Raw genomic sequence first — 20148 nt, forward strand, 5'->3', positions numbered from 1 at the left:
ATAAATTTCATATTACGTGAGTTTCCATTAGTACACGTATGGGTATGCTGCTACGTTTAAGAAATAATAAGGAGGTATTACAGCTAAATGCATTATTATACTTAAGCCACCAAACAATCGTACGATGGCGGTGCTTAACTAATCCGAATAAGAACCTCCTGGTAAAGATACTAAATCAAACCCTTTGTCTCCACTTAACTGCCACCCTTCAAAATAATTACTGTCATGGAACAATTCAAGAATAACATCACCCTCAAATTCCACAACTAAATCAGATATTTCATCAAAATGAAGGATTTTAACTATTCCTTTTTCCATTAGTATCTTTTCAATCTTTTTATGAGAGTATCTTTCAGGTGAGTGGATACAGTCTGAATACCCAATGGCAATTTCTTTCTTAACATGCAGCCTCCAAGGACATTCAACTATTAATCTGCCTGATTCAAAAATCATTACTAAAGGTAGATTCTTATCCACCCTTACCTCTATTACTTTCTGGCCTATAAAAAAATTGAAGTCAATATTACTTAATTTTCTATACATTTTCGTCCCTACTTTATATAGAAATCATTTAATCAGAGTTCTTTTACGAAAAACTTAAAGCTGCTATAAGAGAGCTTTTTTAAAACAAAGCGACATTCTATTCTTAAGTATTCTTTACCGAAAAAGAAATCCCTCTTAGGATATCTAGGTTAGCGTTCTTATTAAGTTATATTCTCTTATAAATAGAGTTACTGATTTTGGCAATAGATTTTTCTAATTATATCAAATTAAGCCTATTTCTGTCCGGAAAGCACGTCTCGATCGTCTGCCATCGGGGGTTCCTCCAACCAGGAGTTTTTAATCATGATATTCGCACCGTCCTCAGCATATAATGCGATTTCGGGGATCAGTGATGCATACTGTATTCCAATATCTTTTCGCGGACTTGCCGCCATTGCTGCACCATAATTACCGATTCCAGCTGCTATCATCGCCGAAACATGAAACATAATCAGCTTATCCGAGAAAATTTGTGTTGTCGTATCTGTTACTGCCGAGTCCCAGAACATCGGAGCTGGTATATCATTCTGCTTAAGAATATCACTGAATAAATCTCCATGCTTATGGGCGATTTTCTTTCCTCGTTGTAAGTATCCCTTTACTTCTTTATCTTGAGCTACCTGGATGAAACCCATAATCAAGGCCTTGCCTATTTGATTTGTCTGTATATTCAAGAATAAATGTGAAATTTCTATAGAAGTCAATGCTCGCCTTCTATTTTTCAATCCAGAAAGAAATTTTTGTTTTTCCACAAATTCTGCTTTATCCGGAACCGATATAAATGGAGGCCTTATGTAAGTACCCTGTTCAAGCATCAATTCCCTGGTCTTATCCTGCAGCTGGATTGCCGATTTTAATACGCTTTTATGCAGGAGGATAACATCAGGCCGTGTACCGAGACCGATTGCCGCTGCGTTTGCAGCCATGCCAAGAATGGACATATACCTAAGATACATCATCACAAACGTATCAGAAAAGAGCCTTGGGGGAATGGACATTCACGTCTTTTGCTGTAAAACCGACCGGATAGGGAAATCCTTCTCCATCGAAAATCTCCTGTCCAAGAGAAATGTTTTTTCGTGAAGCATTTAGGGCAAATTCGACGATTTCTTTTACTCTGTTATCTTCGGTTTTATTCAAAAAATAGCTTAATACACAGATTGAAACCGTATCGTTTATATACTGTGTCCAAAGACTGGACATTTCTGCAGCTGTTAAGTCGATTTTCGTCTTATCTTCCATCTTCTCACCCCGATACTTCGATGATATAATTATTATTTCTGATTCAGTTTTTTTTATTTATTACATAACTAATTTAGATAAAAATCTTTATAGTGAAAAAAACCGAGTCCATATGAAATAAATAGTAAAATGGACTTAAGATGTCCCATATAGGAGTGAGCACTCTGATTGAACTTCTTTTTATAATCCTAATCTCCGGCGGGTTAGCTGGATTAGCGAATATCATTAGATTCCATGTAAGCGCTTGGTTGAATCGACTTATCCTGGTCCTCGCCTCTCTGTTGCTTGTCGAAATTTCTGGTTTGCTTTTTGGAACAAACCATTTAATATGGATGGTTCTCTTTTTTATTGCATTATCAGGATCCTCCTTCAACCTGATAGGCGGATTAACTGCCGCTGGATTAAGCACCTCCCTTGTTTTCTTTCAGGCTGAAGTTTTCCCGATACTCCTTATCCCGGTGTATTTTGCAATTGGTTCAGCAGCAGGTTATGTTTCACAACAAATCGATAAAAAGGGAACCAATCATCAGTTGTGGACAAATATGCTCATGAATCAATCAAAGCATTTACAAGTGTTCCGTGAAGTAAGTACGACCATGCAGCGAACTCTTCAGCAGGATATGCTATTGAAAGTAATCCTGACTTCGGTTACTGCGGGTCATGGACTAGGCTTCAATCGGGCAATGATTTTCTTGTCATCACATGAAACAAATTCTTTAAAAGGAGTAGTCGGTGTAGGGCCGATGGATGTAAAAAAAGGCTATGAAGTTTGGGAGAAGATATCGGAAGACAAATTGAAGCTGCGCGACTTGATTGAACATAATTTCGACAGCAACTTCACTGATCCTGAATTGAATTCAATACTTCGGTCACTGGATATTCCGCTTGATGGCCAAAATGTCTTTAGCCAATCATTAACACGACAACAGCCGGTGATCGTGAAGGAGATCGATGAAACCGATTCCTCCCAGGCACTGATTAACAGCCTGTTCCAAACGGATGAATTTGCGGTCATCCCCTTGATTAATCAGGGGAAAAATATCGGAATCCTTTTGATAGACAATATTGTTAACAAGCGTCCGATTACATTGATAGATACTGAGAATATTCTGCCGCTTGCCAACCAGGCGGCCATCGCGCTTGACCATGCCAGACTTTATCAACAGATTGAAGAAATGGCCTTGAGAGATGGACTTACGGGGCTCCTAAACCAGCGCGCATTCCAGACTATTCTTGATGATTACTTTCCAGATGATGCAAAAGGTCCCGGGCCTTTGTCATTGATTATTTTCGATATTGACTATTTCAAGGTTTTTAATGATAAGAATGGACACCTCCTTGGTAATGAGGTGTTGATGAAACTTGCACGTGTCATAGAGAATTCATTAAGAGCTGGTGATTTCTCCTTCAGGTTTGGCGGTGAGGAATTTGTTGTGCTTTTACCGGGAACACCTCTGCCAAAAGCAGAAGTAATGGCGGAAACCATTCGAAAAAATGTAGAAGCAGCAAGCTTTCCCGGCGAGGAAACCCAACCACATGGCATTTTAACTGTAAGCATTGGAATAGCATGTACAGATCACCCTGCCATCACGAGTAAAAATGAACTCATTGAGGCAGCCGATCAAGCACTTTATAAAGCAAAAAGATCTGGAAAAAATACGGTGGTCACATTTAAGGAGTTCGTTTGCATTGATTGAACTGACATTTATTATCGCAGCATTGGTCTTCGTTTTGACATCTATAATGACAAGCAGGCCGATGTATACCCTTTCGATGAAGAATTACTCGAAGCGGGTCACATCCCAATATGCTATCAGAATAGCTGATTTACATTACTCTTATGACCAGATGATCTATTTCATTTCACTTCCTACTACTCTTCCCTATATAAAAGCGGCGGTGAAAGAGGACTTGATCATCGAACAGGATTACTCATCCTTTTTTTATCCTGAGTTAAAGGGAATAAAAATATCTTTGGACCATGAAGGAGAAAAACTATATCTCGCATATTTGCCAATCGGAAATTTCCGGCTTCCCCATTTAGATAAGCTTCAGCAAGAAGGCAGTATTGATGAAGAGGCTTATTTAAAAATTAGTACCACAAAGCTGCTCCACCCTGACACCCTGCAAGAGGTTCGGGATGAGGTGTTCAAGCAGCTGCAAGTAGGCCGTTATTAAGGAGCCAAAGGTCAAAGAACACCTCACTGTTAAATGCATATCTAATAAAAACGGAAAGAGCCGGTTTTAATTAATTGCCGGCTCTTTTAATTCTTTTAGTGAATCTTTATCTGGGCTTTCCAATCAACGATAAATCCATTTTTTCAGCAGTGCAGCCCAAAAAACCATCAACAAATGGATGGAATTATTGACCAATACATGGCGCAAATTCTTCATTGCAATCCCCGTCTTCAAAACATACAAATCCATGTTAAGCATGAATATTCAGCTGGTGAACGATAAAAAGCCCTAGGCACCTCGGGCTTTTCTCAATTATCTGATCAAGATTCGATTTTACCAATAAATTGGAGGTCTTCTGCATTAAACTCACTTGGAGAGCTTTCAAGAATTTTTTTCACGTCAGATAAAGTTTCTTTTAATCCTACTGTTACACCTTTTTTCCCAGTATAAGGTTCGGCAACATAAAAGGGCTGAGTCAAATAGGCCTCCAGTTTTTCACCTTGCTTGTAGACTTGAAGTTCGGATTCCGGCAGACGGCCGACACCGTGAACCGTAACGATCGAACGCAACTCCCGATATCGGCGGAGTAATTTTTGTGCTTTTTGCTGTACGCCATGGTGAACGGGGTCTAGATAAGAACCCTCAAGGATGGAAGATGTAGAGTAGATAGGATTTACGGCCGGATATTTATGTCTTGCAGCCAAATCAGCATCGAATTGCCACAAAGTATCGAGCGGTCCATATGGAAGATCATCATCCACTGCTTCTCCTTTTAAATCGAGCAAGAATGTTGTTACTTCTGTCATGTCTTTATCATCAAGCATTTCTTGCAGGGTGTACATCTCTCCTGATAAAACATATGCACGATCAGCTGTAAGTACAAATTTCTTGTCAACCCCTGCAGAAATCATCATGTTAAAAGTCTCTTCTATACTATTAGCCACAAAGTCAACATCATCAAGGATGTCGTTCATTTCAGGATGGTTGTCCTTTGGATTGAGAAGAATGGTCTTATACTCTTCCATTTTTAATCTGTGCAGCATTTCAGCCAATACTACTAATTGGCCCATACCCGGCCGTGCGACCAGGCCAACTGTCCCGCCTTTTGCAATTGGAGCAAATAAGTCTAAGATTTTAATACCAGTTTCGATCATTTCCACACTCTCCCCTCTTAAAATAAGTTCATCCAGGGAGCAGCCAGCAAGCTCCGCCAGTGCCACAATTGTACGTACCTCCGCCCTGCCAACGGGAATTTTACCCGTAGATAGGTTTGAAACAGTAGCAGGTCTTAGTCCGACAGATTTTGCTGCGGTAGTAAGATTAGGTACTCGCTTCCTCAGTAAAGCCACATTCAATCTAAGTTTTTCCATCGCTTCCTCCTCCTTACTTTTAATAGTAATCATTTTTACTCTATAAAGCAACGATCACTTACTCTCTAAAGTAATTTTTTTACTCATTAACTTTTCGTGTGCATAAAAGGCAGTTCACCTAAATAAATTAAATGCTTATCGATTTGTGTAACTGTACTCAACATCAAGCTATTTTCACTAGAGTTACTTTCACAGAAGTCTTATGAGTTTGTCCTCCCTTTAAACGGGTATAAAAGAATATACACAATTAAAGGAGGCCAAAACAATGAATGACGAACAAACAAAAGGCGCTTTCGATCAGGTAAAAGGTGAAGCCAAGAAGCAATTTGGCAAGGTGACCAACAATGAATCCATGGAAGCGGAAGGCCGTCTTGATAAAGGAAAAGGCAAATTGAAAGAAACCGCCGGGGATTTAAAAGAGGACGTATCACGCGCATTTAACGATTCTTCAAGAGATTAATAGCTATAAATAAGAAAAAATGCCTTCGCAACGAGCGAAGGCGTTTTCTTGTTGTTCTACTCAACATTATTCTTATTTTTACCCTTTACAAACCGGTATGCAAGATAGGCTATATATAACGGTGTTGCAAAATAAATCAAATATGGGAATTGTCCATACGTCCCTTTCCATATGACAAATAACAAAGACCCAAGAAAAATGGTAACAATGGTACCGTATTTTGGAAGCGGAACTTCTTTAAAGCTAGGAATCCTCACCCTGCTGACCATCAGGAAGCTGAGAGCTGTAAAGACAACCGTCGTAACGATATTAGGAATCAAGTGCCCGAATAGGGTAAGGATGGCCATGATTCCGCCTGCAGCAGTGATTGGAACGCCAATAAAGTAATTAAGTGATGATTTATCCGTGCTGATGTTGAACCTCGCCAGGCGATAAGCTCCAAAAAGCGGAAATAGTCCGGCAACCATTAGACCCCATATCCCAAATTGGTAGAAATATGTATAATACACCAGGAATGACGGCGCTACACCGAAGGTAACGATGTCCGCAAGTGAGTCAAGCTCCTTGCCAAGCTGGCTATCCGCCTTCAGCATCCTCGCAAGTCTTCCATCCATGCTATCGAGCATCATGCCGATTAATATTAAAATGGCCGCATTGTTAAATTGACCATTAGCCGCAAATCCAATCGAAAGAAAACCACAATACAGATTCCCCAGTGTGAACATATTGGGAATCATCTTTGTAAACCGCATCAGTTGTCATCACTCTCCGAACATAATCTAATTCTGCATATGCCTATTTTTACCCTGGCAGCCTAGCAAACATGTTTATTTTTTCATTTAATCGCCGAAAATATAGTTTAACTATATCATTAATTCTCATCCTGAGTAGAATATAATCATAAAAATTCCTAAAAGATTTTGTAAGAAATGTTATGGATGGCCTCTGTAAAAAATGCTTTAAAAATGTTTCTTCTAATTGTATACTTATCTGGGGTTGGTGAATTATGATCAACAAATATATGCGCAGGATCAAATTTCTTCTTATAAAATTATTAAGAATAAAGGAAAACGCACACAATGTTTCAATAGGATTTACCATGGGTTTTTTAATCCATTTCATACCATCTTTTGGGATGGGACCCATCCTGTCTACCGTAAGTGCTAAGGTGTTCAAGGGTAATGCTATGGCAGGTTTCATAAGCGGCGTAGCTCTAATCTGGCTGTTTCCATTTTTGTTTTATCTGAATGTAGTCGTGGGTGAGACTGTCATTCCAGGTGGGAACTTTCATTCTCCAGTTGGTATGACATTACATGGAATGGAAGCAGGAATGCATTTAGGTGCCGTTTTCTTCATTGGCATGATTATTAATATCCTTCTCTTCGGTTTGATTGTCTATTATGTCGTTTATACCATCATGAGAAAGTACCGATTAAACTTCCTGAATATAGTAAAAAAATGGGATATAAAAAAATAAGGAGCAAGAAAATTCTTAAGATTTTTCTGCTCCTTATTTTTTATTTATATGACTTCCAGGAATTCGATTAATTCTCGTTCAAGGCCTGGGTAAAATACAGTCCTCCAATTCCCCACAATATAAGGACCCTCTATAGGTATGATATTTCGACTACGAAATTCCTTTATAACAGAATTCAGATGATCCACCTCAAAGCAAAGATGCATAGACACTCCACTTTCCGATACGGGCACGTTTCCAATAAGTTCAATCTTGAAGCCATCCTTTTCCAAGAAGAAAATATCCTCTCCCCCAAATCGGAGTCCTCCATTTTCTTTAAACCCGAAAATTTTCTCATAAAAGGCTTTCGCAGCCTGTAAATCACTCACTTCAATCCCTAAATGATGGAACCTCATTATTCCCCCGCTCTCCTTTCAAGTGACTTATGATCAAAAACTAACAGTGTCATCTTAAACTCGGTTAAATAATCAGATTGATATCACCGAATTCGTGCCATAAATAATTGTTTTTAATTGCGGCAGCATAAGCTTCAAATAGGCCATTCTCATTAATGAATGCTGTCAGCATATCCAAATGGCTGGCCTTCGGTTCATGAAATCCCGTAATGATCCCGTCCACGAGCTGTAATTGATATTCAGAGTCAACGTAAAGATTGGTCCAACCATTCAGGGTTGATTCAGCAGCTGCGGTTTCAAGCGCCCTAACTACGGTCGTTCCCCCGGCGATAATCTTCCTTCCCCCTGCTTTCGCTTTGAGTATTTCATCCATTGCTTCCTGGTTTATTGAGTATTCTTCATAAAGATCTTCCGGCGAATGAGGATTCAGGTCATCAAGCAAATAACCAAGCCCGGTATGAAGTTGAAGATACACTAGCTTTATCCCTTTTCCCTGGAGCTTCATTAACATTTCCCAGGTGAACGCCCTGCCTGCTGATGGCATTTCTATTGACCCTGGCTGGCTTGCGAAAACAGTCTGGTAATAATCAAGCTCCCACGGAACTTCGATATACTCGTATCTTACTGGGTATCCTACTGAATAGATTGCATCATAAAACTTTTCTCCTTGAAGAGTGAATTGCATAATTTTTAATGGGGATTTCAAGACTTCCCCAATAACCTCAGCTTCTAATTTTTCCGATATTTTAAAACAGTCCCCTGTTTTTACATTCTGCTGTGTAGCCAGGACTTCCCAAACGGCTCCAGCCCTTTTTCTGGCTAGTCTTAATTCAATGTCAGTTCCAATTACCTTCCCGTCGCGCATCCAATCTGCCTTCAGGGCAGCCGGTATGGTTCTGCTGTTATTCAATACAAGTACATCTCCTGGGTTCAAGTAATTTTCGAGGCGAATAAAATGATCGTGACCAACACGGCCAGTTTCCCTGTCTAAAACCATCATCCTGACCTGATCGCGGCGAAGTCCCCGCCTTTCCGGCGGATGGGAAGCATTAAGGTAATCTGGCAGGAAGAAATCATATGTTGCAGTTGTTTTTGTCTGCATTATAATCCCTCTTTTTAAATGCCTGAGCCTCTAATCTCTGGCCATTGACCCCTTTTGAGGCATCTGAGGCAAGATAAAGGAAGACATCAGCGACCTCATTTGGATCTGCTAACTCATAATCGCAATCTGGAACCGCCAGTGCATGCATCGCGGTGTCCATTTCTCCAGGGTCGACCATATTGACTCTTATATTTGTCGATTTTAGTTCATCTGCCCATGTCCCGGTCATACCTTCGACGGCAAATTTTGAGATTCCATATGCTCCCCAGCCGGCATATCCAACATGACCTGCTTCTGATGTTACATTTATAACAGACCCCTCATTATTCACCAGCATGGAAGGCAGGACCCTTCGCGTGACCAAAAAGGGACTGATGCTGTTAACCTTGAGCACCTCGGTGAAATCCTCCTCGGGAAAATCGAGTAAAAGAGGCATGGGGCTAGGTCCCAGAATGGAGGCGTTATTGATTAACACATCGATTCGTCCATATGCTTCAAGTGTGAGAGCGACGAATTTCTCTGCGTCCCTGGGAATCGATATGTCAGCCGTAACGGCAAGCACTTCGACTCCATAACTTACCGCTTCCTCCCTGACCCTGTACAACTCCTCTGTCCTTCGGGCACAGACTGCCAGTTTCGCTCCCTCTTTCGCAAACCTTAACGTCAATGCTCTTCCAAGTCCCTGCGTGACACCAGTAATCATCACCACTTTGTTTTTTACCATAGTCAATCCTCCTTGTGATTTCTTTCTTGTCTTTATCATAAGATTTCCAAGAAAATGAATCCTCGTAGAGAAGCTTGAAATGTACTACGACTTTAGTCTGAACTTTCAAAGTAGAACCCAAAAAAGGCTGCACAATGGCAGCCTTTTCAGATTACATATTAATTATTAAAGTTCCAGAAGGTATACTATCGCTTCATATTGTCTCAAGGGAATTGAAGAAACGTATTCAGGTGCTGGCTCGTAATTTGACACTAGAACATCGCTTTTCTTATCCTGGAGGTCTGCTGGTAATGTGAAGCTTTGTTCCTCACCGGTAAAATTCAATATAACAAGGAGCTTTTGCGAGCCCAACGTCCTCGTATATACATATATGTTTTCATCTTCCGGAAGCAGAATATCATAGCGGCCATGGACAATAATCTGCTGCTCTTTCCTTAACTGAATCAGCTTCCGATAATAGTGGTAGATGGAATTTTCATCAGCGACTGCCTGCCTGGCATTAATCTGTGGATAATTTGGATTTACCTGAATCCAAGGCGTTCCTGTTGTAAAACCGCCATGCTCGCTATCGTCCCACTGGAAAGGTGTACGCGCATTGTCACGCCCTTTCACATATATGGATTCCATAACTTTTGCTGGAACTTCCCCCTGCTGATTGACCTTCTCATCGTACATATTCAGGGTCTCAATATCCTTATAATCATCGATCGAGTCAAAGCGGACGTTGGTCATCCCGATTTCCTCTCCCTGATAAACATACGGTGTTCCTTTCAGCATATGCAGGAAGGTGGCCAGCATCTTCGCCGATTCCACTCTGTATTGCTTGTCATTCCCAAATCTTGAAACCATCCGCGGCTGGTCATGATTATTCAAATACAAGCTGTTCCAACCAATATCCTCAAGGCCCATTTGCCATTTAGTAAAGTTTTTCTTTAAATCAGTAAGCTGTAAGGGTTTGAGATCCCACTTTCCACCTGGGCCGGAATCCAGGTCAACATGCTCAAACTGAAAAACCATATTGACTTCGTTCCTGGATTCATCAGTGTAAAGCTTGGCTTGCTCCACATTGACACCAGGCATTTCGCCAACAGTCATTACATCATAATCAGCAAGTGCTTCTCTATGCATTTCCTGAAGATAATCATGGATTCTCGGTCCATTCATGAAATATCTGCTTCCGGATACATATTTTTTTCCTTCAGGATTTGGAGCGTCAGGGAGTCCATCTACTTTTGAAATGAAATTGATGACATCCATCCTGAATCCATCGATCCCTTTATCCAGCCAGAATCTCATCATGTCATATACTTCCTGGCGAAGCTTAGGGTTTTCCCAATTTAGATCAGGCTGTTTTTTACTGAAGATATGCAAGTAATACTCTTCAGTATTTTCATCGTACTGCCATGCAGAGCCGCTGAAAGTGGATTTCCAGTTATTCGGTTCCTTGCCATCTTTCCCCGGTCTCCAAATATAATAATCACGATAAGGGTTATCCTTCGATCTTTTCGACTCCATAAACCAATGATGTTCATCAGAGCTATGGTTTACAACCAGGTCCATGATCAGTTTAAGTCCTCTATCATGCATTTCTTTAAGGAGAAGTTCCCAGTCCTTCATTGTCCCAAAGTCATCCATGATATTTTGGTAATCACTGATATCATATCCGTTATCATCATTAGGAGATTTATATACAGGAGATAACCAGACTACGTCTATACCCAATTCTTTTAAATAATCAAGCTTAGAAATAATGCCAGGGATGTCGCCAATGCCATCACCATTGGAATCCTTGAAACTCCGGGGATATATTTGGTATATGACAGATTCTTTCCACCAATGTTTTTTCATGCAAGTCACTCCTAAGTAATCTTAAGTAAACGTTTACGTTTTTAATTTTGATGCTCATATAACATCCCTCGCCTCATCGAAAGCCTTTTTACACTATCCCGTTCGACCACAGAATGCGGCATGATTCTGCTTTCGACAATTGTGCCCTCGGCCATCATCGTAAAAAGCATTTCTGCAGCAACCCGTCCCATTTGTTCCAACGGCTGAGCTACTGTCGTCAATGGCGGTATTGCCATTTCTGCAACCGGGAGATTATCGTAACCGATGATTGAAAGTTCATCTGGTATTTTAATTCCGGCTTTATGTGCCGAAGATATCGCGCCTAGAGCTAGCTCATCGCTTGCAGCAAATATTGCTGTTAAATCTGGTGATTGTTCCAGGAGTTTCGGAAAATGAATATAACCATCCTTAAATGAAAATCCCGGTGAATGGATGATACTCTCTTCTATTATGGCGAGCCCATTATAAGCCATAGCCTGTTTAAATCCATCTACTCTTGTCTGGCCGGCTATCGGATCCTGAGTGTTTCCGCCAATCATTCCAATTTTACTGTGCCCCATTTTTACCAGATAATCAGTTGCAGTAAATGCTGCATGTTTATCATCTACTTTTACGAAGGGCAAAGGGTATTGGTAGGATTCGGTTGAAACAAGTACAACAGGCACCTTCATCGACTTGAGTTGCTTGTAATATTCCTCAGTCATCTTTTCACTGACGAACAGGATACCATCTACCCTCTTCTCTGCTAAGAGCTGTAAATACTTCATGGTTCGCTTTCCTTGTGAGGCTGTATTGCAGACGATCACACTTGAGCCCAGATCATGAACCGCTTCTTCGACTCCACGCAGGATATTTGAAGAGAATTGACTGGAAACCTCCGGAAATAGGATTCCTACAGTATTGGATTTATTGCTGACCAATCCACGGGCGATTGCATTCGGCTGATATCCAAGTTCTTTGATGGCTCGCAGCACTTTTTCTTCGGTTTCTTTTGAGAAGCCACTCAGTCCATTAAGAACTCTTGATACAGTGGCGGTAGAGACTTTCGCTTGTTTTGCTACATCTTTTATTGTATGACTCATTAACCATCAAACCCTTTACGTAAACGTTTACGTTCTAAATTAATCATAATATGGTTTCAATCTTATATCAACTATTTCTTATAAAAGAGAAACCTGAAGGCTCTGACCTTCAGGTTTCTTTCCCGGATTACTTTTGCTTTTTTTTGCTATCTTCTGCAGGTTGGGTTCCAGCATTTTCAGTAATACCGGTAAGGATTTCCCGGTTATATTTACTGCGGTCTTCTCCCATACCAGGCAATGAATTTGCCATTGGCAGTTGTTCCAGTTCTTTTCCTCTTGGCATTTAAACACCCCTGCCCTTAATGTTCCTCATCTTATTGTTACTAACCAAATAATTTAAGCAGGTATTTCAAGTGATTTGTTGAATTAATTATCATGATAATATTGTTAGGTGGTAATTTATGAAGATTGGGTTATTACGTCATTTTAAAGTGACATTAGGCTATCCTGCAAAGTTTGTGACTTCCCAGGAGCTGCTGTCATGGCAGCAAGAGTATAATGAATCAAGTATCGAGGAAGTAGGAATCGATCATCAAGGTCAAAAATGGGGTAATTGTTATTCCAGTGATTTACCAAGGGCAAAAACCACTGCATATAAGGCTTATGATGGAGATATTATTTTTCTGGAGGAACTTAGAGAAATCTCGATATATCCAGTCATTCCCTCTGATTTACGGCTTCCTCTTTGGCTTCACGTATCCTTAATAAGGATTGCGTGGTTTTTTGGACATAAATCTCAGAGGGAAAGTAAACAGGAAGTCATTGCAAGGATTAACAAGGTTTTGGATCAGGCAATGGAACTTGGCGAAGATGTTTTGATTGTTGGGCATGGTGGAATCATGATGTTTTTGAGAAAAGAAATGCTAAAAAGAGGTTTTAAAGGCCCCAAATTCAACAAGCCTGAAAATGCCCTAGTCTATATTTTTGACAACCAGACGCGATAATTAGGCGTCTTTTTTTATGAATGCGCATGAATGAACCGGCTCTGTAATGGAAAAAGTAACGACGAGCCAGTTATATGAGGAGGTACGGAAATGGAGAACACACACGAATTTGTCCAAAAATTGCATGATAAGCAGCGAAAAGATGAACAGAATAGAAAGCGCCAGGGAAAAGAAAACCCGAGTGACAAGCTTCCTAACAAACAACATTAAAGATACTTGCATCACATTTTAAAAATAGACCGCTTAAAAGCGGTCTATTTTCATGTTATCTTTTTCGGCGGTTTCTGGAACTGCTCTTGAGACCCACTCGGTCTGTCGATGAACTGGAGTTGGTTCTGTTCCTGCTATCCCTTTTAGGCTTTTCTCCTATGTTGCTCCTTGTCCGTCCGTTTCTTGATGGATTTTCAGCCTGTCCACCTCTTTTTTCGTCTGGACGGTTTTTTCCTGATCCCTGGCTATCTGGTTTCCTTCTTTGTTCCAGTCTTGACGATGGCTGTTCCCTTTCTGTGCGTTGTTGACCTTCCATGCGTGAGGGACGATTGCCATTGCGGGAGGCTGATTTTTTATCGGCTATTTTTTCGCCTCGATGATCTCTTTCAGGTTTACTGTTACCCCTTCGTCTCAAGCTTGAATTCCTTCCTTTATAGTCGCCAGCTTTATGCGTTTTCGAGACTCTCTTATCTCCTGATTGATCTTCATCTCTTTTGGCATTCCCCATATTTTTTTTTTCGATCCTGATGTTGAGTTCCAATTCAATTTGTTCCAATAATGATCGATCTTTGGCTGTATAAAAGGTTAGCGCGAGTCCTTCATTGCCTGCTCTTCCTGTCCTTCCGATCCGATGGATATAACTTTCGGTATCAAGGGGAATGTCATAATTGAAAACATGGGTGACACCTTCTACATCAAGTCCCCTTGCAGCTACATCGGTGGCAATAAGGTACTGAATCTTCGCTTCACGGAATTTCTTCATTACCTGCTCCCTTTTCGCCTGGGACAGGTCACCGTGCAGCTCATCACAATTGAAATGATTTGCTTTTAACACATCGTTCAGCTTGCTTACTCTTCTTTTCGTCCGGCAAAAAATCACCGCGAGAAATGGCTGATAGGATCTTAAAGATTCAATCAAATCACCTTGCTTGGACCGATCCGTTGAACTGATGGCCATTTGTTTGATATTTTTTAGCGGAGCCTGGGTTTTCTCAACCTGGATGTACTCAGGCTGGAACATATGTTGTTTAGCCAGCCTTTTGATCTCATCAGGCATTGTCGCTGAAAATAGCAATGTTTGTCTTGTTTTTGGCGTCTGCTTGATGATTTCTTCAACCTCATTCAAGAAACCGATATGAAGCATTTGATCCGCTTCATCAAGTACAAGAAACGCGGCTTTGGAAAAATCGACAGTCTCCCTGCGGATATGGTCAAGCAATCTCCCTGGAGTACCGATGACAATATGGATGTTTTTCTTTAGTTTTTTCAGCTGCGCTTCTACATCCTGTCCGCCATATACAGCAAGAACATTCATTCCTTCTATATCATCCGTCAGCTTTTTGATTTCATGGGTAATCTGTAAAGCAAGCTCTCTCGTAGGTGTAACAATCAATGCCTGTATATTCGGATTATGAATATCGATTTTTTCTATAATGGGCAGCACAAAAGCGAAAGTCTTGCCGGTACCTGTCTGAGACTGAGCAATCACATCCTTGCCATCCAGCAATAATGGTATTGCTTTTTCCTGAATTGAAGTAGGCTCAGAAATCCCATTCCGATTTAATGTGTCTGCAATATATTCTGATATACCTAATGATTTAAAATGATTCAATATAAATCCCTGCTTTCTTTATTCGGCTGGATGAACCCAACCACCCTTCTCATTATTGCTGTTTATGTTAGAAAATATCAAGGTTATATTGCAAATGATTTTTCAGATTCACCTGAGTTGTCAAGCTTCTACTATTGGGTAAAATAATAATATGTGGATTTTAGATATTGCCTGTGGTACGATTTACTAATTGAAGAATAGGAAGTGATTATAAGTGATTAAAATTGAACTGCCAGCACCAGATGTAGTCATCACACGAAGCAAGCAATTAGGAGAAAAAGTTGAAGCTGTGATCAGCAGTGAATATGGTTTTACTGATTACCACCGGATCCCAAGGGATAAAGGCGGAATCATCATGTTCTTTGACGCTGACGATGAATTGATGTTCGTAGGAAAAGCACGTAAGCTTAGACCTCGTGTAAAAAAACATTTCGAGGATAATGTCTCCCCAATTAAAAACCATCGTCATGAAGTGAACAAAATTGCAGTCATAACTGTGGTAGATCCAATCGACAGAGAAATTTATGAAACCTATGCTATTAACGTACTTAAAGCCAAGTATAATATCGATAAGGTATTTTATAAATAAGAAGAGCCTGCATGCAGGCTCTTCTTATTACTTAAACCAGCCTTTTTCCTTTGACTGGGTAATGGCTTCTATCCTGTTTGTAACCTGAAGTTTATCCAGGATTGTGGAAATATAGTTTCTGACCGTGCCTGTTGTAATGCTGAGCTGTCCGGCAATTTCCTTTGTGTTTTTGCCATCGGCCACAAGTTCAAGGACCTCCATCTCACGTTCGGTCAGCGGATTTTCCTCACTGTATACATCATCCATGAGTTCAGGGGCAAACACTCGTCTTCCTCCCATCACACTCCGGATTGTGCTCGCCAGTTCCTCTGAAGGACTATCCTTCAATAAATACCCGCTGACACCTGCTTTCAACGCTCGCTGAAAATACCCGGATCGGGCAAACGTGGTTAAAATGATGATCTTGCAGCCCAGCCCTTTCAATTCTTCCGCCGCTTCAAGTCCGGTTTTTCCAGGCATTTCAATGTCCATCACACATACATCCGGTTTTATCTCTTTGGCCAGTGCAACTGCTTCCTCCCCGTTGCTCGCTTTGCCAACGACTTCCATATCATCTTCAAGACTCAGCAGAGACCCCAATGCCCCCAATAGCATGCGCTGGTCCTCGGCAATGACAATACGTATCATAGCTGGTCCTCCCTATCGGTTTGCTTCAATACTTTAGGTATTTTAATTTTAAGATTCGTACCGTTATCTGAAAGAATATCAAGTGTGCCATTCACAAATTCCAGTCGTTCCCTCATGCCCTGTAGCCCGCTGCCCTTGTAGAGGTCCTCTTCCGTAATATTGCCGACTCCATTATCGCTCACTACAGCAGCAAGTTCATTTTCTGTTTGCCGAATGGAAACGCTGCATTCTGTTGCTGAACTATGTTTAACAACATTCGTAACTGCTTCTTTAAGGCACATGCTTAGGATATTTTCAGAAAGCAAAGATACGTTGTTGAGATTAAAATCTTCTTCATTTCCGACAAACTTGATTTCCGCTGCTTTTAAAATCTGTTTGATGTGGATGAGCTCGTCACGGACGCGGATCCCTCTCATTTCTGCCACCATTTTTCTTACTTCATTCAGGGCAGTCCTTGCCGTCTGCTGAACATCCTTTAATTCCTCTTTTGCCAATTCGGCATCTTTATTGATCAATTTGCGGGCTAAATCACTTTTCAATCCGATTAATGACAACTTTTGGCCAAGAGTATCATGTAAATCCCTGGCGATCCTTTGACGCTCTTCAAGCTTAACAAGTTCCGAAATTCGCTTATTTGCATCCTCAAGCTTTTCTTCGAGCTCTCCTCTTTCATTTTTGTTATGAATGCTGAAAGGAAGCAGAATCACACTGATCCACACAATCACAATGATAGGAAGCTGTTTTATAAAGAACTCTTCCTGGAGGACGATTTCAAAATTGATGACAATCGATGTCCCTACCAGGTGAATGAAATATAAAACTAGAAACGGAATACGGTCTTTTATATTCCCAATAAAATAAACAATAAAAAATGCAAAATAAACATAGCTGAAAAGACTTGCAGATGCAATGGAAATACCGATCAGGATACACGTCCATAGGTATACTGTCCATCCTCTTGAGACAAATGCGAGCCAGTATACGAGAAAAAACAGCAGAGTCAGGATGATTCCTGCCGCTTTCCCAGCCATAGTTGGCATCTGCCAAATGAAGTAAAAGGGAAGAATACCGAGTATAGTCCATATGTATGGGGAAATTCCTGTACTTCTAAGTGAATTGAAATACCTTTTAAACATATAAAAACCTCTGCTTTATGATTGCTGATTCTATTCTATCATAATGGAAATGGATATAATTACAAAAAATTACTCCCCTGATTCAAGATGCCTTTATACATCCAGAATTAGGGGAGCGAGTTTTATAGTTCCGGTTTTGTCTGAGTCGTCAACTTATTGCTTTGCTGCAATGCTTTCATTTCCCTGAAGCTAATGAATTGCTTCTTTCGTTCGTCCCAAAGACGGAAACGCAAGGAAGTCAGGCTGGTTGAAATTGTGATGGTCGGCACATTCTGCAATGGCTTCGTATTATTATGAACTTCTTCAAGCTTATAGTTCGGGACTCTAGGGCTTAAGTGGTGAACGTGGTGGTAGCCAATATTTCCAGTGATCCACTGCAATACTTTTGGCAGCTTGTAGTATGAGCTTCCTTCCACGGCAGCTTTTACATACTCCCAGTCTTTATCCTCTTCAAAATAAGAATCTTCGAATGTATGCTGTACATAGAACAGCCAGATGCCAAACATCCCGGCAATGAAGAATATCGGCCCTTCTACCATTAAGAATGCCTTCCAGCCAATTGCCCAAATCAGGAGGCCAGAAATTCCAAAAATCAAAACATTTGTCAAATAAGTGTTAAGGCGCTCCTTCGTTCTGGCACCTTTGCGGTTAAAACGGTTCTTGAATAAAACGATGTAAATTGGCCCCAATACAAACATTACGAATGGATTGCGGTACAATCTGTACGCAAGCTTCTGCCACGCAGGAGCAGCCATATATTCATCGACTGTCAGCACCCAGATGTCGCCAGTTCCGCGTTTGTCCAAATTGCTGCTGGTTGCATGGTGGACAGCATGGTCATGGCCCCATTGGCTATAGGGAAACAAAGTCAGTACTCCGGTGAGGGTTCCGACAACTTTGTTCGCAGTACGGTTTTTGAAGAACGAATGATGCGTGCAGTCATGGAAGATGATGAAGATCCTGACCATGAAACCAGCAGCAGCAGCCGCAAGCACAAGTGTCAATCCATAGGAAATCGACAGACTTTGATAGGCAAAATACCATAATGCCAAAAATGGAATGACAGTGTTGACTATTTGAATAATACTCATTTTAGTGTTTGAATTTTCATAAGGGGCGACCTGTTTTCTAAGTTCTTTTGCGTTGTTAGTTGTCATCTTGTTCAATAATTCCCCTTTCGGATTTCTTAGTTAATTAAATTATAAATAAGGGAAATGGTTTTGTGCAGTAGCAGGTGTCATGTATGACATATGATAAATGTCATGTTTCGTTTTGTTTTTACAATAAAAAGGTTGGAATATCAAGGATTTATGATTATTATCTGGTACTAACATTTACTAATAATTTTTTCTATGTAGTTGGTTTATTCCGCTTTTGATCTCTTATCGAATATTCCTTCACCCAGCCAAAACTTGTTCGATCATTTCCGGTGCCATCAATCATTTCTGTCAAAGTTGGCGGATACGGATTTACCCTTATATGTTTAACCAAATTTTCAAATGTGAAATTATATTTCAAAGAATCACAAATAGACATCCAATCTATAATTGTTTCGCTCTTAACTGTCACTACCGGATAAATATATTCGATTAAAGCCAATAGTTTTAAACTCTCTTCCTTCGTCACTGTTTTCTTCACCATCCTTCAAACCCACAGTAATTCATTTTTTCCATGCTGGCCGTAAAGATACATAGCAACTTGAGCTTTATCAATGTAGAATGAGATAAAAAGCTGTCCTGGCGGGTGAGAAAATATGAAGCATGCAATTATTACGGGTTCCTCAAGCGGATTTGGAAAATTGATCGCAATTGAACTGGCCAAATCAGGCTATCATGTGACTGCCACAATGAGGAATCTAAAAAAGAAAGATCATTTGTTGGAGCTTGCAGCGGCTGAAAAAGTGACAGATCAGATTCAATTATTTCAGTTGGATGTTACGATTGATGAATCAATCCAAGAATTCAAGAGGTTCGTGCATTCACTGGATTCAGTAGATCTGCTAGTCAATAATGCCGGCTATGCACAAGGTGGCTTTTCAGAAGAACTTGAGGTGGACACATATCGAAAACAATTTGAAACGAATTTTTTTGGAGTGATTGCTGTCACTCAGGCCGTCCTCCCTTTTATGCGTCAGCAAAGGTATGGAAAAATCATAAATATGAGCAGCATCAGCGGAAGGTTTGGATTCCCAGGCCTGTCTGCCTACGCAGCATCGAAACATGCTCTGGAGGGATACAGTGAAAGCTTAAGGCTGGAGTTAAAGCCTTTTGGAATCGATGTAATTTTGATTGAACCTGGTTCCTTTAAAACGGATATATGGAAAAGCATTGAAGCAGTTCCAATGCATGACCAATCACCATATGAATCCTCTATGGAAGCGATTATGAAAGAACTAAAAACCGCTGATGCCAGTTATGGGAATCCTCAGGATGTTGCCAGGCTTGTTTCTGGAATTGCATCCGTAAACTCCCCGCAATTGAGATATCCAATTGGTAAAGGCATCAAGAATACCTTGTTTTTAAAAAATCTTCTTCCGTGGAAAATGATTGAAAAAATCGTTATTAAAAAATTGAATATGTAATCCTCCCAGCAGATTCTTTTCATAAAAA

At 40.5% G+C, this 20148-nt stretch carries 25 protein-coding genes; 8 read left to right on the forward strand and 17 right to left on the reverse strand.

Going from position 1 to position 20148, the window contains the following annotated elements; genetic code table 11:
* Nucleotides 1–138 precede the first annotated feature (138 nt).
* The 3 genes from QNH36_RS13185 to QNH36_RS13195 all read right to left on the reverse strand — a co-directional run bounded on the left by QNH36_RS13185 (nucleotide 139) and on the right by QNH36_RS13195 (nucleotide 1785).
* On the reverse strand, nucleotides 139–543 hold the full coding sequence (locus QNH36_RS13185) for a DUF6188 family protein (protein ID WP_283903635.1): 405 nt from the start codon (nucleotides 541–543) through the stop codon (nucleotides 139–141).
* A 233-nt stretch (nucleotides 544–776) separates the two neighbouring features.
* Entirely contained in the window at nucleotides 777–1502 is a 726-nt protein-coding gene (locus QNH36_RS13190) for a DUF3231 family protein (protein WP_260983671.1), read from the reverse strand.
* 10 nt (nucleotides 1503–1512) lie between these two features.
* Nucleotides 1513–1785 carry a DUF3231 family protein gene (locus QNH36_RS13195; protein ID WP_260983670.1) on the reverse strand — a complete coding sequence of 91 codons (273 nt, stop codon included), beginning with the start codon at nucleotides 1783–1785 and terminating at the stop codon, nucleotides 1513–1515.
* Nucleotides 1786–2033: 248 nt separating this feature from the next.
* Between QNH36_RS13195 and QNH36_RS13200 the strand changes: the two genes are divergently transcribed.
* Together QNH36_RS13200 and QNH36_RS13205 are read left to right on the forward strand one after the other, a co-directional pair.
* A complete protein-coding gene (locus tag QNH36_RS13200; protein WP_186326869.1) occupies nucleotides 2034–3482 on the forward strand; it encodes a GGDEF domain-containing protein in 1449 nt (482 codons plus the stop codon).
* Entirely contained in the window at nucleotides 3475–3963 is a 489-nt protein-coding gene (locus QNH36_RS13205) for a hypothetical protein (RefSeq protein WP_144480756.1), read from the forward strand. Before QNH36_RS13200 ends, QNH36_RS13205 begins: the two co-directional genes overlap by 8 nt.
* Nucleotides 3964–4086: 123 nt before the next feature.
* On the opposite strand, the gene QNH36_RS13210 is transcribed toward QNH36_RS13205, so the two are convergent.
* Together QNH36_RS13210 and QNH36_RS13215 are read right to left on the reverse strand one after the other, a co-directional pair.
* On the reverse strand, nucleotides 4087–4221 hold the full coding sequence (locus tag QNH36_RS13210; protein ID WP_283903636.1) for a hypothetical protein: 135 nt from the start codon (nucleotides 4219–4221) through the stop codon (nucleotides 4087–4089).
* A gap of 62 nt (nucleotides 4222–4283) precedes the next feature.
* The gene (locus QNH36_RS13215) at nucleotides 4284–5333 is read right to left on the reverse strand and encodes an ATP synthase beta subunit C-terminal domain-containing protein (protein ID WP_144480754.1); all 1050 of its coding nucleotides are present in this window, start codon (nucleotides 5331–5333) and stop codon (nucleotides 4284–4286) included.
* Between the two features lie 265 nt (nucleotides 5334–5598).
* Here QNH36_RS13215 and QNH36_RS13220 point away from each other — a divergent pair, with 265 nt between their 5' ends.
* A complete protein-coding gene (locus QNH36_RS13220) occupies nucleotides 5599–5793 on the forward strand; it encodes a CsbD family protein (protein WP_144480752.1) in 195 nt (64 codons plus the stop codon).
* A 56-nt stretch (nucleotides 5794–5849) separates the two neighbouring features.
* On the opposite strand, the gene pssA is transcribed toward QNH36_RS13220, so the two are convergent.
* On the reverse strand, nucleotides 5850–6545 hold the full coding sequence (gene pssA / locus QNH36_RS13225) for a CDP-diacylglycerol--serine O-phosphatidyltransferase (protein WP_144480750.1): 696 nt from the start codon (nucleotides 6543–6545) through the stop codon (nucleotides 5850–5852).
* Nucleotides 6546–6814: 269 nt separating this feature from the next.
* Here pssA and QNH36_RS13230 point away from each other — a divergent pair, with 269 nt between their 5' ends.
* Nucleotides 6815–7270, forward strand: coding sequence for a DUF2062 domain-containing protein (locus tag QNH36_RS13230; RefSeq protein WP_251541218.1), 456 nt, complete (start codon nucleotides 6815–6817; stop codon nucleotides 7268–7270).
* A gap of 44 nt (nucleotides 7271–7314) precedes the next feature.
* On the opposite strand, the gene QNH36_RS13235 is transcribed toward QNH36_RS13230, so the two are convergent.
* The 6 genes from QNH36_RS13235 to QNH36_RS13260 form a co-directional block, all read right to left on the reverse strand.
* Complete coding sequence (locus QNH36_RS13235) at nucleotides 7315–7665, reverse strand: VOC family protein (protein WP_144480746.1); 351 nt, start codon at nucleotides 7663–7665, stop codon at nucleotides 7315–7317.
* Between the two features lie 64 nt (nucleotides 7666–7729).
* Nucleotides 7730–8767 carry an S-adenosylmethionine:tRNA ribosyltransferase-isomerase gene (locus QNH36_RS13240; RefSeq protein ID WP_283903637.1) on the reverse strand — a complete coding sequence of 346 codons (1038 nt, stop codon included), beginning with the start codon at nucleotides 8765–8767 and terminating at the stop codon, nucleotides 7730–7732.
* Nucleotides 8739–9491, reverse strand: a complete 753-nt coding sequence (locus QNH36_RS13245) for an SDR family NAD(P)-dependent oxidoreductase (protein ID WP_283903638.1) — start codon at nucleotides 9489–9491, stop codon at nucleotides 8739–8741. The genes QNH36_RS13240 and QNH36_RS13245 overlap by 29 nt, the downstream gene beginning before the upstream one ends.
* A 165-nt stretch (nucleotides 9492–9656) precedes the next feature.
* Nucleotides 9657–11339: a glycoside hydrolase family 13 protein gene (locus QNH36_RS13250; RefSeq protein WP_283903639.1), complete on the reverse strand. Its 1683-nt coding sequence runs from the start codon at nucleotides 11337–11339 to the stop codon at nucleotides 9657–9659.
* A gap of 41 nt (nucleotides 11340–11380) precedes the next feature.
* Nucleotides 11381–12421, reverse strand: a complete 1041-nt coding sequence (locus tag QNH36_RS13255; protein ID WP_283903640.1) for a LacI family DNA-binding transcriptional regulator — start codon at nucleotides 12419–12421, stop codon at nucleotides 11381–11383.
* A 127-nt stretch (nucleotides 12422–12548) separates the two neighbouring features.
* Nucleotides 12549–12704 carry a hypothetical protein gene (locus QNH36_RS13260; RefSeq protein WP_251540298.1) on the reverse strand — a complete coding sequence of 52 codons (156 nt, stop codon included), beginning with the start codon at nucleotides 12702–12704 and terminating at the stop codon, nucleotides 12549–12551.
* Between the two features lie 118 nt (nucleotides 12705–12822).
* Here QNH36_RS13260 and QNH36_RS13265 point away from each other — a divergent pair, with 118 nt between their 5' ends.
* Nucleotides 12823–13365 carry a histidine phosphatase family protein gene (locus tag QNH36_RS13265; protein WP_251540299.1) on the forward strand — a complete coding sequence of 181 codons (543 nt, stop codon included), beginning with the start codon at nucleotides 12823–12825 and terminating at the stop codon, nucleotides 13363–13365.
* Nucleotides 13366–13455: 90 nt separating this feature from the next.
* Nucleotides 13456–13575: a DUF4023 domain-containing protein gene (locus tag QNH36_RS13270; RefSeq protein WP_041965366.1), complete on the forward strand. Its 120-nt coding sequence runs from the start codon at nucleotides 13456–13458 to the stop codon at nucleotides 13573–13575.
* Between the two features lie 55 nt (nucleotides 13576–13630).
* Here the strand turns inward: QNH36_RS13270 and QNH36_RS13275 are convergent, their stop codons facing one another.
* On the reverse strand, nucleotides 13631–15187 hold the full coding sequence (locus QNH36_RS13275) for a DEAD/DEAH box helicase (protein WP_251540300.1): 1557 nt from the start codon (nucleotides 15185–15187) through the stop codon (nucleotides 13631–13633).
* Between the two features lie 214 nt (nucleotides 15188–15401).
* On the opposite strand from QNH36_RS13275, the gene QNH36_RS13280 reads away from it, so the two are divergent.
* Entirely contained in the window at nucleotides 15402–15776 is a 375-nt protein-coding gene (locus QNH36_RS13280) for a nucleotide excision repair endonuclease (RefSeq protein WP_023614140.1), read from the forward strand.
* Between the two features lie 27 nt (nucleotides 15777–15803).
* Here QNH36_RS13280 and QNH36_RS13285 read toward each other — a convergent pair whose 3' ends face one another.
* From QNH36_RS13285 to QNH36_RS13300, 4 genes are all read right to left on the reverse strand, one after another.
* A complete protein-coding gene (locus QNH36_RS13285) occupies nucleotides 15804–16403 on the reverse strand; it encodes a response regulator transcription factor (protein ID WP_144480732.1) in 600 nt (199 codons plus the stop codon).
* Nucleotides 16400–17539, reverse strand: coding sequence for a sensor histidine kinase (locus QNH36_RS13290; protein ID WP_144480730.1), 1140 nt, complete (start codon nucleotides 17537–17539; stop codon nucleotides 16400–16402). Before QNH36_RS13290 ends, QNH36_RS13285 begins: the two co-directional genes overlap by 4 nt.
* A gap of 122 nt (nucleotides 17540–17661) precedes the next feature.
* Nucleotides 17662–18696: a Delta(5) desaturase DesA gene (desA, locus tag QNH36_RS13295; RefSeq protein WP_144480895.1), complete on the reverse strand. Its 1035-nt coding sequence runs from the start codon at nucleotides 18694–18696 to the stop codon at nucleotides 17662–17664.
* A 193-nt stretch (nucleotides 18697–18889) separates the two neighbouring features.
* Nucleotides 18890–19180 (reverse strand): replicative helicase loader/inhibitor, encoded by a 291-nt coding sequence (locus tag QNH36_RS13300; RefSeq protein WP_251540301.1) that lies wholly within the window; start codon nucleotides 19178–19180, stop codon nucleotides 18890–18892.
* Between the two features lie 112 nt (nucleotides 19181–19292).
* On the opposite strand from QNH36_RS13300, the gene QNH36_RS13305 reads away from it, so the two are divergent.
* Nucleotides 19293–20120, forward strand: a complete 828-nt coding sequence (locus tag QNH36_RS13305) for an SDR family oxidoreductase (protein ID WP_283903641.1) — start codon at nucleotides 19293–19295, stop codon at nucleotides 20118–20120.
* Nucleotides 20121–20148 lie beyond the last annotated feature (28 nt).

It is taken from the genome of Mesobacillus sp. AQ2, assembly GCF_030122805.1.
Taxonomy (GTDB): domain Bacteria; phylum Bacillota; class Bacilli; order Bacillales; family Cytobacillaceae; genus Mesobacillus; species Mesobacillus oceanisediminis_A.

Excerpts from the sequence above, each read along its gene's own strand:
- QNH36_RS13185 (WP_283903635.1), bottom strand. The coding sequence starts at position 543 with ATGTATAGAAAATTAAGTAATATTGACTTCAATTTTTTTATAGGCCAG.
- QNH36_RS13190 (WP_260983671.1), bottom strand. The coding sequence starts at position 1,502 with ATGATGTATCTTAGGTATATGTCCATTCTTGGCATGGCTGCAAACGCA.
- QNH36_RS13195 (WP_260983670.1), bottom strand. The coding sequence starts at position 1,785 with ATGGAAGATAAGACGAAAATCGACTTAACAGCTGCAGAAATGTCCAGT.
- QNH36_RS13210 (WP_283903636.1), bottom strand. The coding sequence starts at position 4,221 with ATGCTTAACATGGATTTGTATGTTTTGAAGACGGGGATTGCAATGAAG.
- QNH36_RS13215 (WP_144480754.1), bottom strand. The coding sequence starts at position 5,333 with ATGGAAAAACTTAGATTGAATGTGGCTTTACTGAGGAAGCGAGTACCT.
- QNH36_RS13220 (WP_144480752.1), top strand. The coding sequence starts at position 5,599 with ATGAATGACGAACAAACAAAAGGCGCTTTCGATCAGGTAAAAGGTGAA.
- pssA (WP_144480750.1), bottom strand. The coding sequence starts at position 6,545 with ATGCGGTTTACAAAGATGATTCCCAATATGTTCACACTGGGGAATCTG.
- QNH36_RS13230 (WP_251541218.1), top strand. The coding sequence starts at position 6,815 with ATGCGCAGGATCAAATTTCTTCTTATAAAATTATTAAGAATAAAGGAA.
- QNH36_RS13235 (WP_144480746.1), bottom strand. The coding sequence starts at position 7,665 with ATGAGGTTCCATCATTTAGGGATTGAAGTGAGTGATTTACAGGCTGCG.
- QNH36_RS13240 (WP_283903637.1), bottom strand. The coding sequence starts at position 8,767 with ATGCAGACAAAAACAACTGCAACATATGATTTCTTCCTGCCAGATTAC.
- QNH36_RS13245 (WP_283903638.1), bottom strand. The coding sequence starts at position 9,491 with ATGGTAAAAAACAAAGTGGTGATGATTACTGGTGTCACGCAGGGACTT.
- QNH36_RS13250 (WP_283903639.1), bottom strand. The coding sequence starts at position 11,339 with ATGAAAAAACATTGGTGGAAAGAATCTGTCATATACCAAATATATCCC.
- QNH36_RS13255 (WP_283903640.1), bottom strand. The coding sequence starts at position 12,421 with ATGAGTCATACAATAAAAGATGTAGCAAAACAAGCGAAAGTCTCTACC.
- QNH36_RS13260 (WP_251540298.1), bottom strand. The coding sequence starts at position 12,704 with ATGCCAAGAGGAAAAGAACTGGAACAACTGCCAATGGCAAATTCATTG.
- QNH36_RS13265 (WP_251540299.1), top strand. The coding sequence starts at position 12,823 with ATGAAGATTGGGTTATTACGTCATTTTAAAGTGACATTAGGCTATCCT.
- QNH36_RS13270 (WP_041965366.1), top strand. The coding sequence starts at position 13,456 with ATGGAGAACACACACGAATTTGTCCAAAAATTGCATGATAAGCAGCGA.
- QNH36_RS13285 (WP_144480732.1), bottom strand. The coding sequence starts at position 16,403 with ATGATACGTATTGTCATTGCCGAGGACCAGCGCATGCTATTGGGGGCA.
- QNH36_RS13290 (WP_144480730.1), bottom strand. The coding sequence starts at position 17,539 with ATGTTTAAAAGGTATTTCAATTCACTTAGAAGTACAGGAATTTCCCCA.
- desA (WP_144480895.1), bottom strand. The coding sequence starts at position 18,696 with ATGACAACTAACAACGCAAAAGAACTTAGAAAACAGGTCGCCCCTTAT.
- QNH36_RS13300 (WP_251540301.1), bottom strand. The coding sequence starts at position 19,180 with ATGGTGAAGAAAACAGTGACGAAGGAAGAGAGTTTAAAACTATTGGCT.
- QNH36_RS13305 (WP_283903641.1), top strand. The coding sequence starts at position 19,293 with ATGAAGCATGCAATTATTACGGGTTCCTCAAGCGGATTTGGAAAATTG.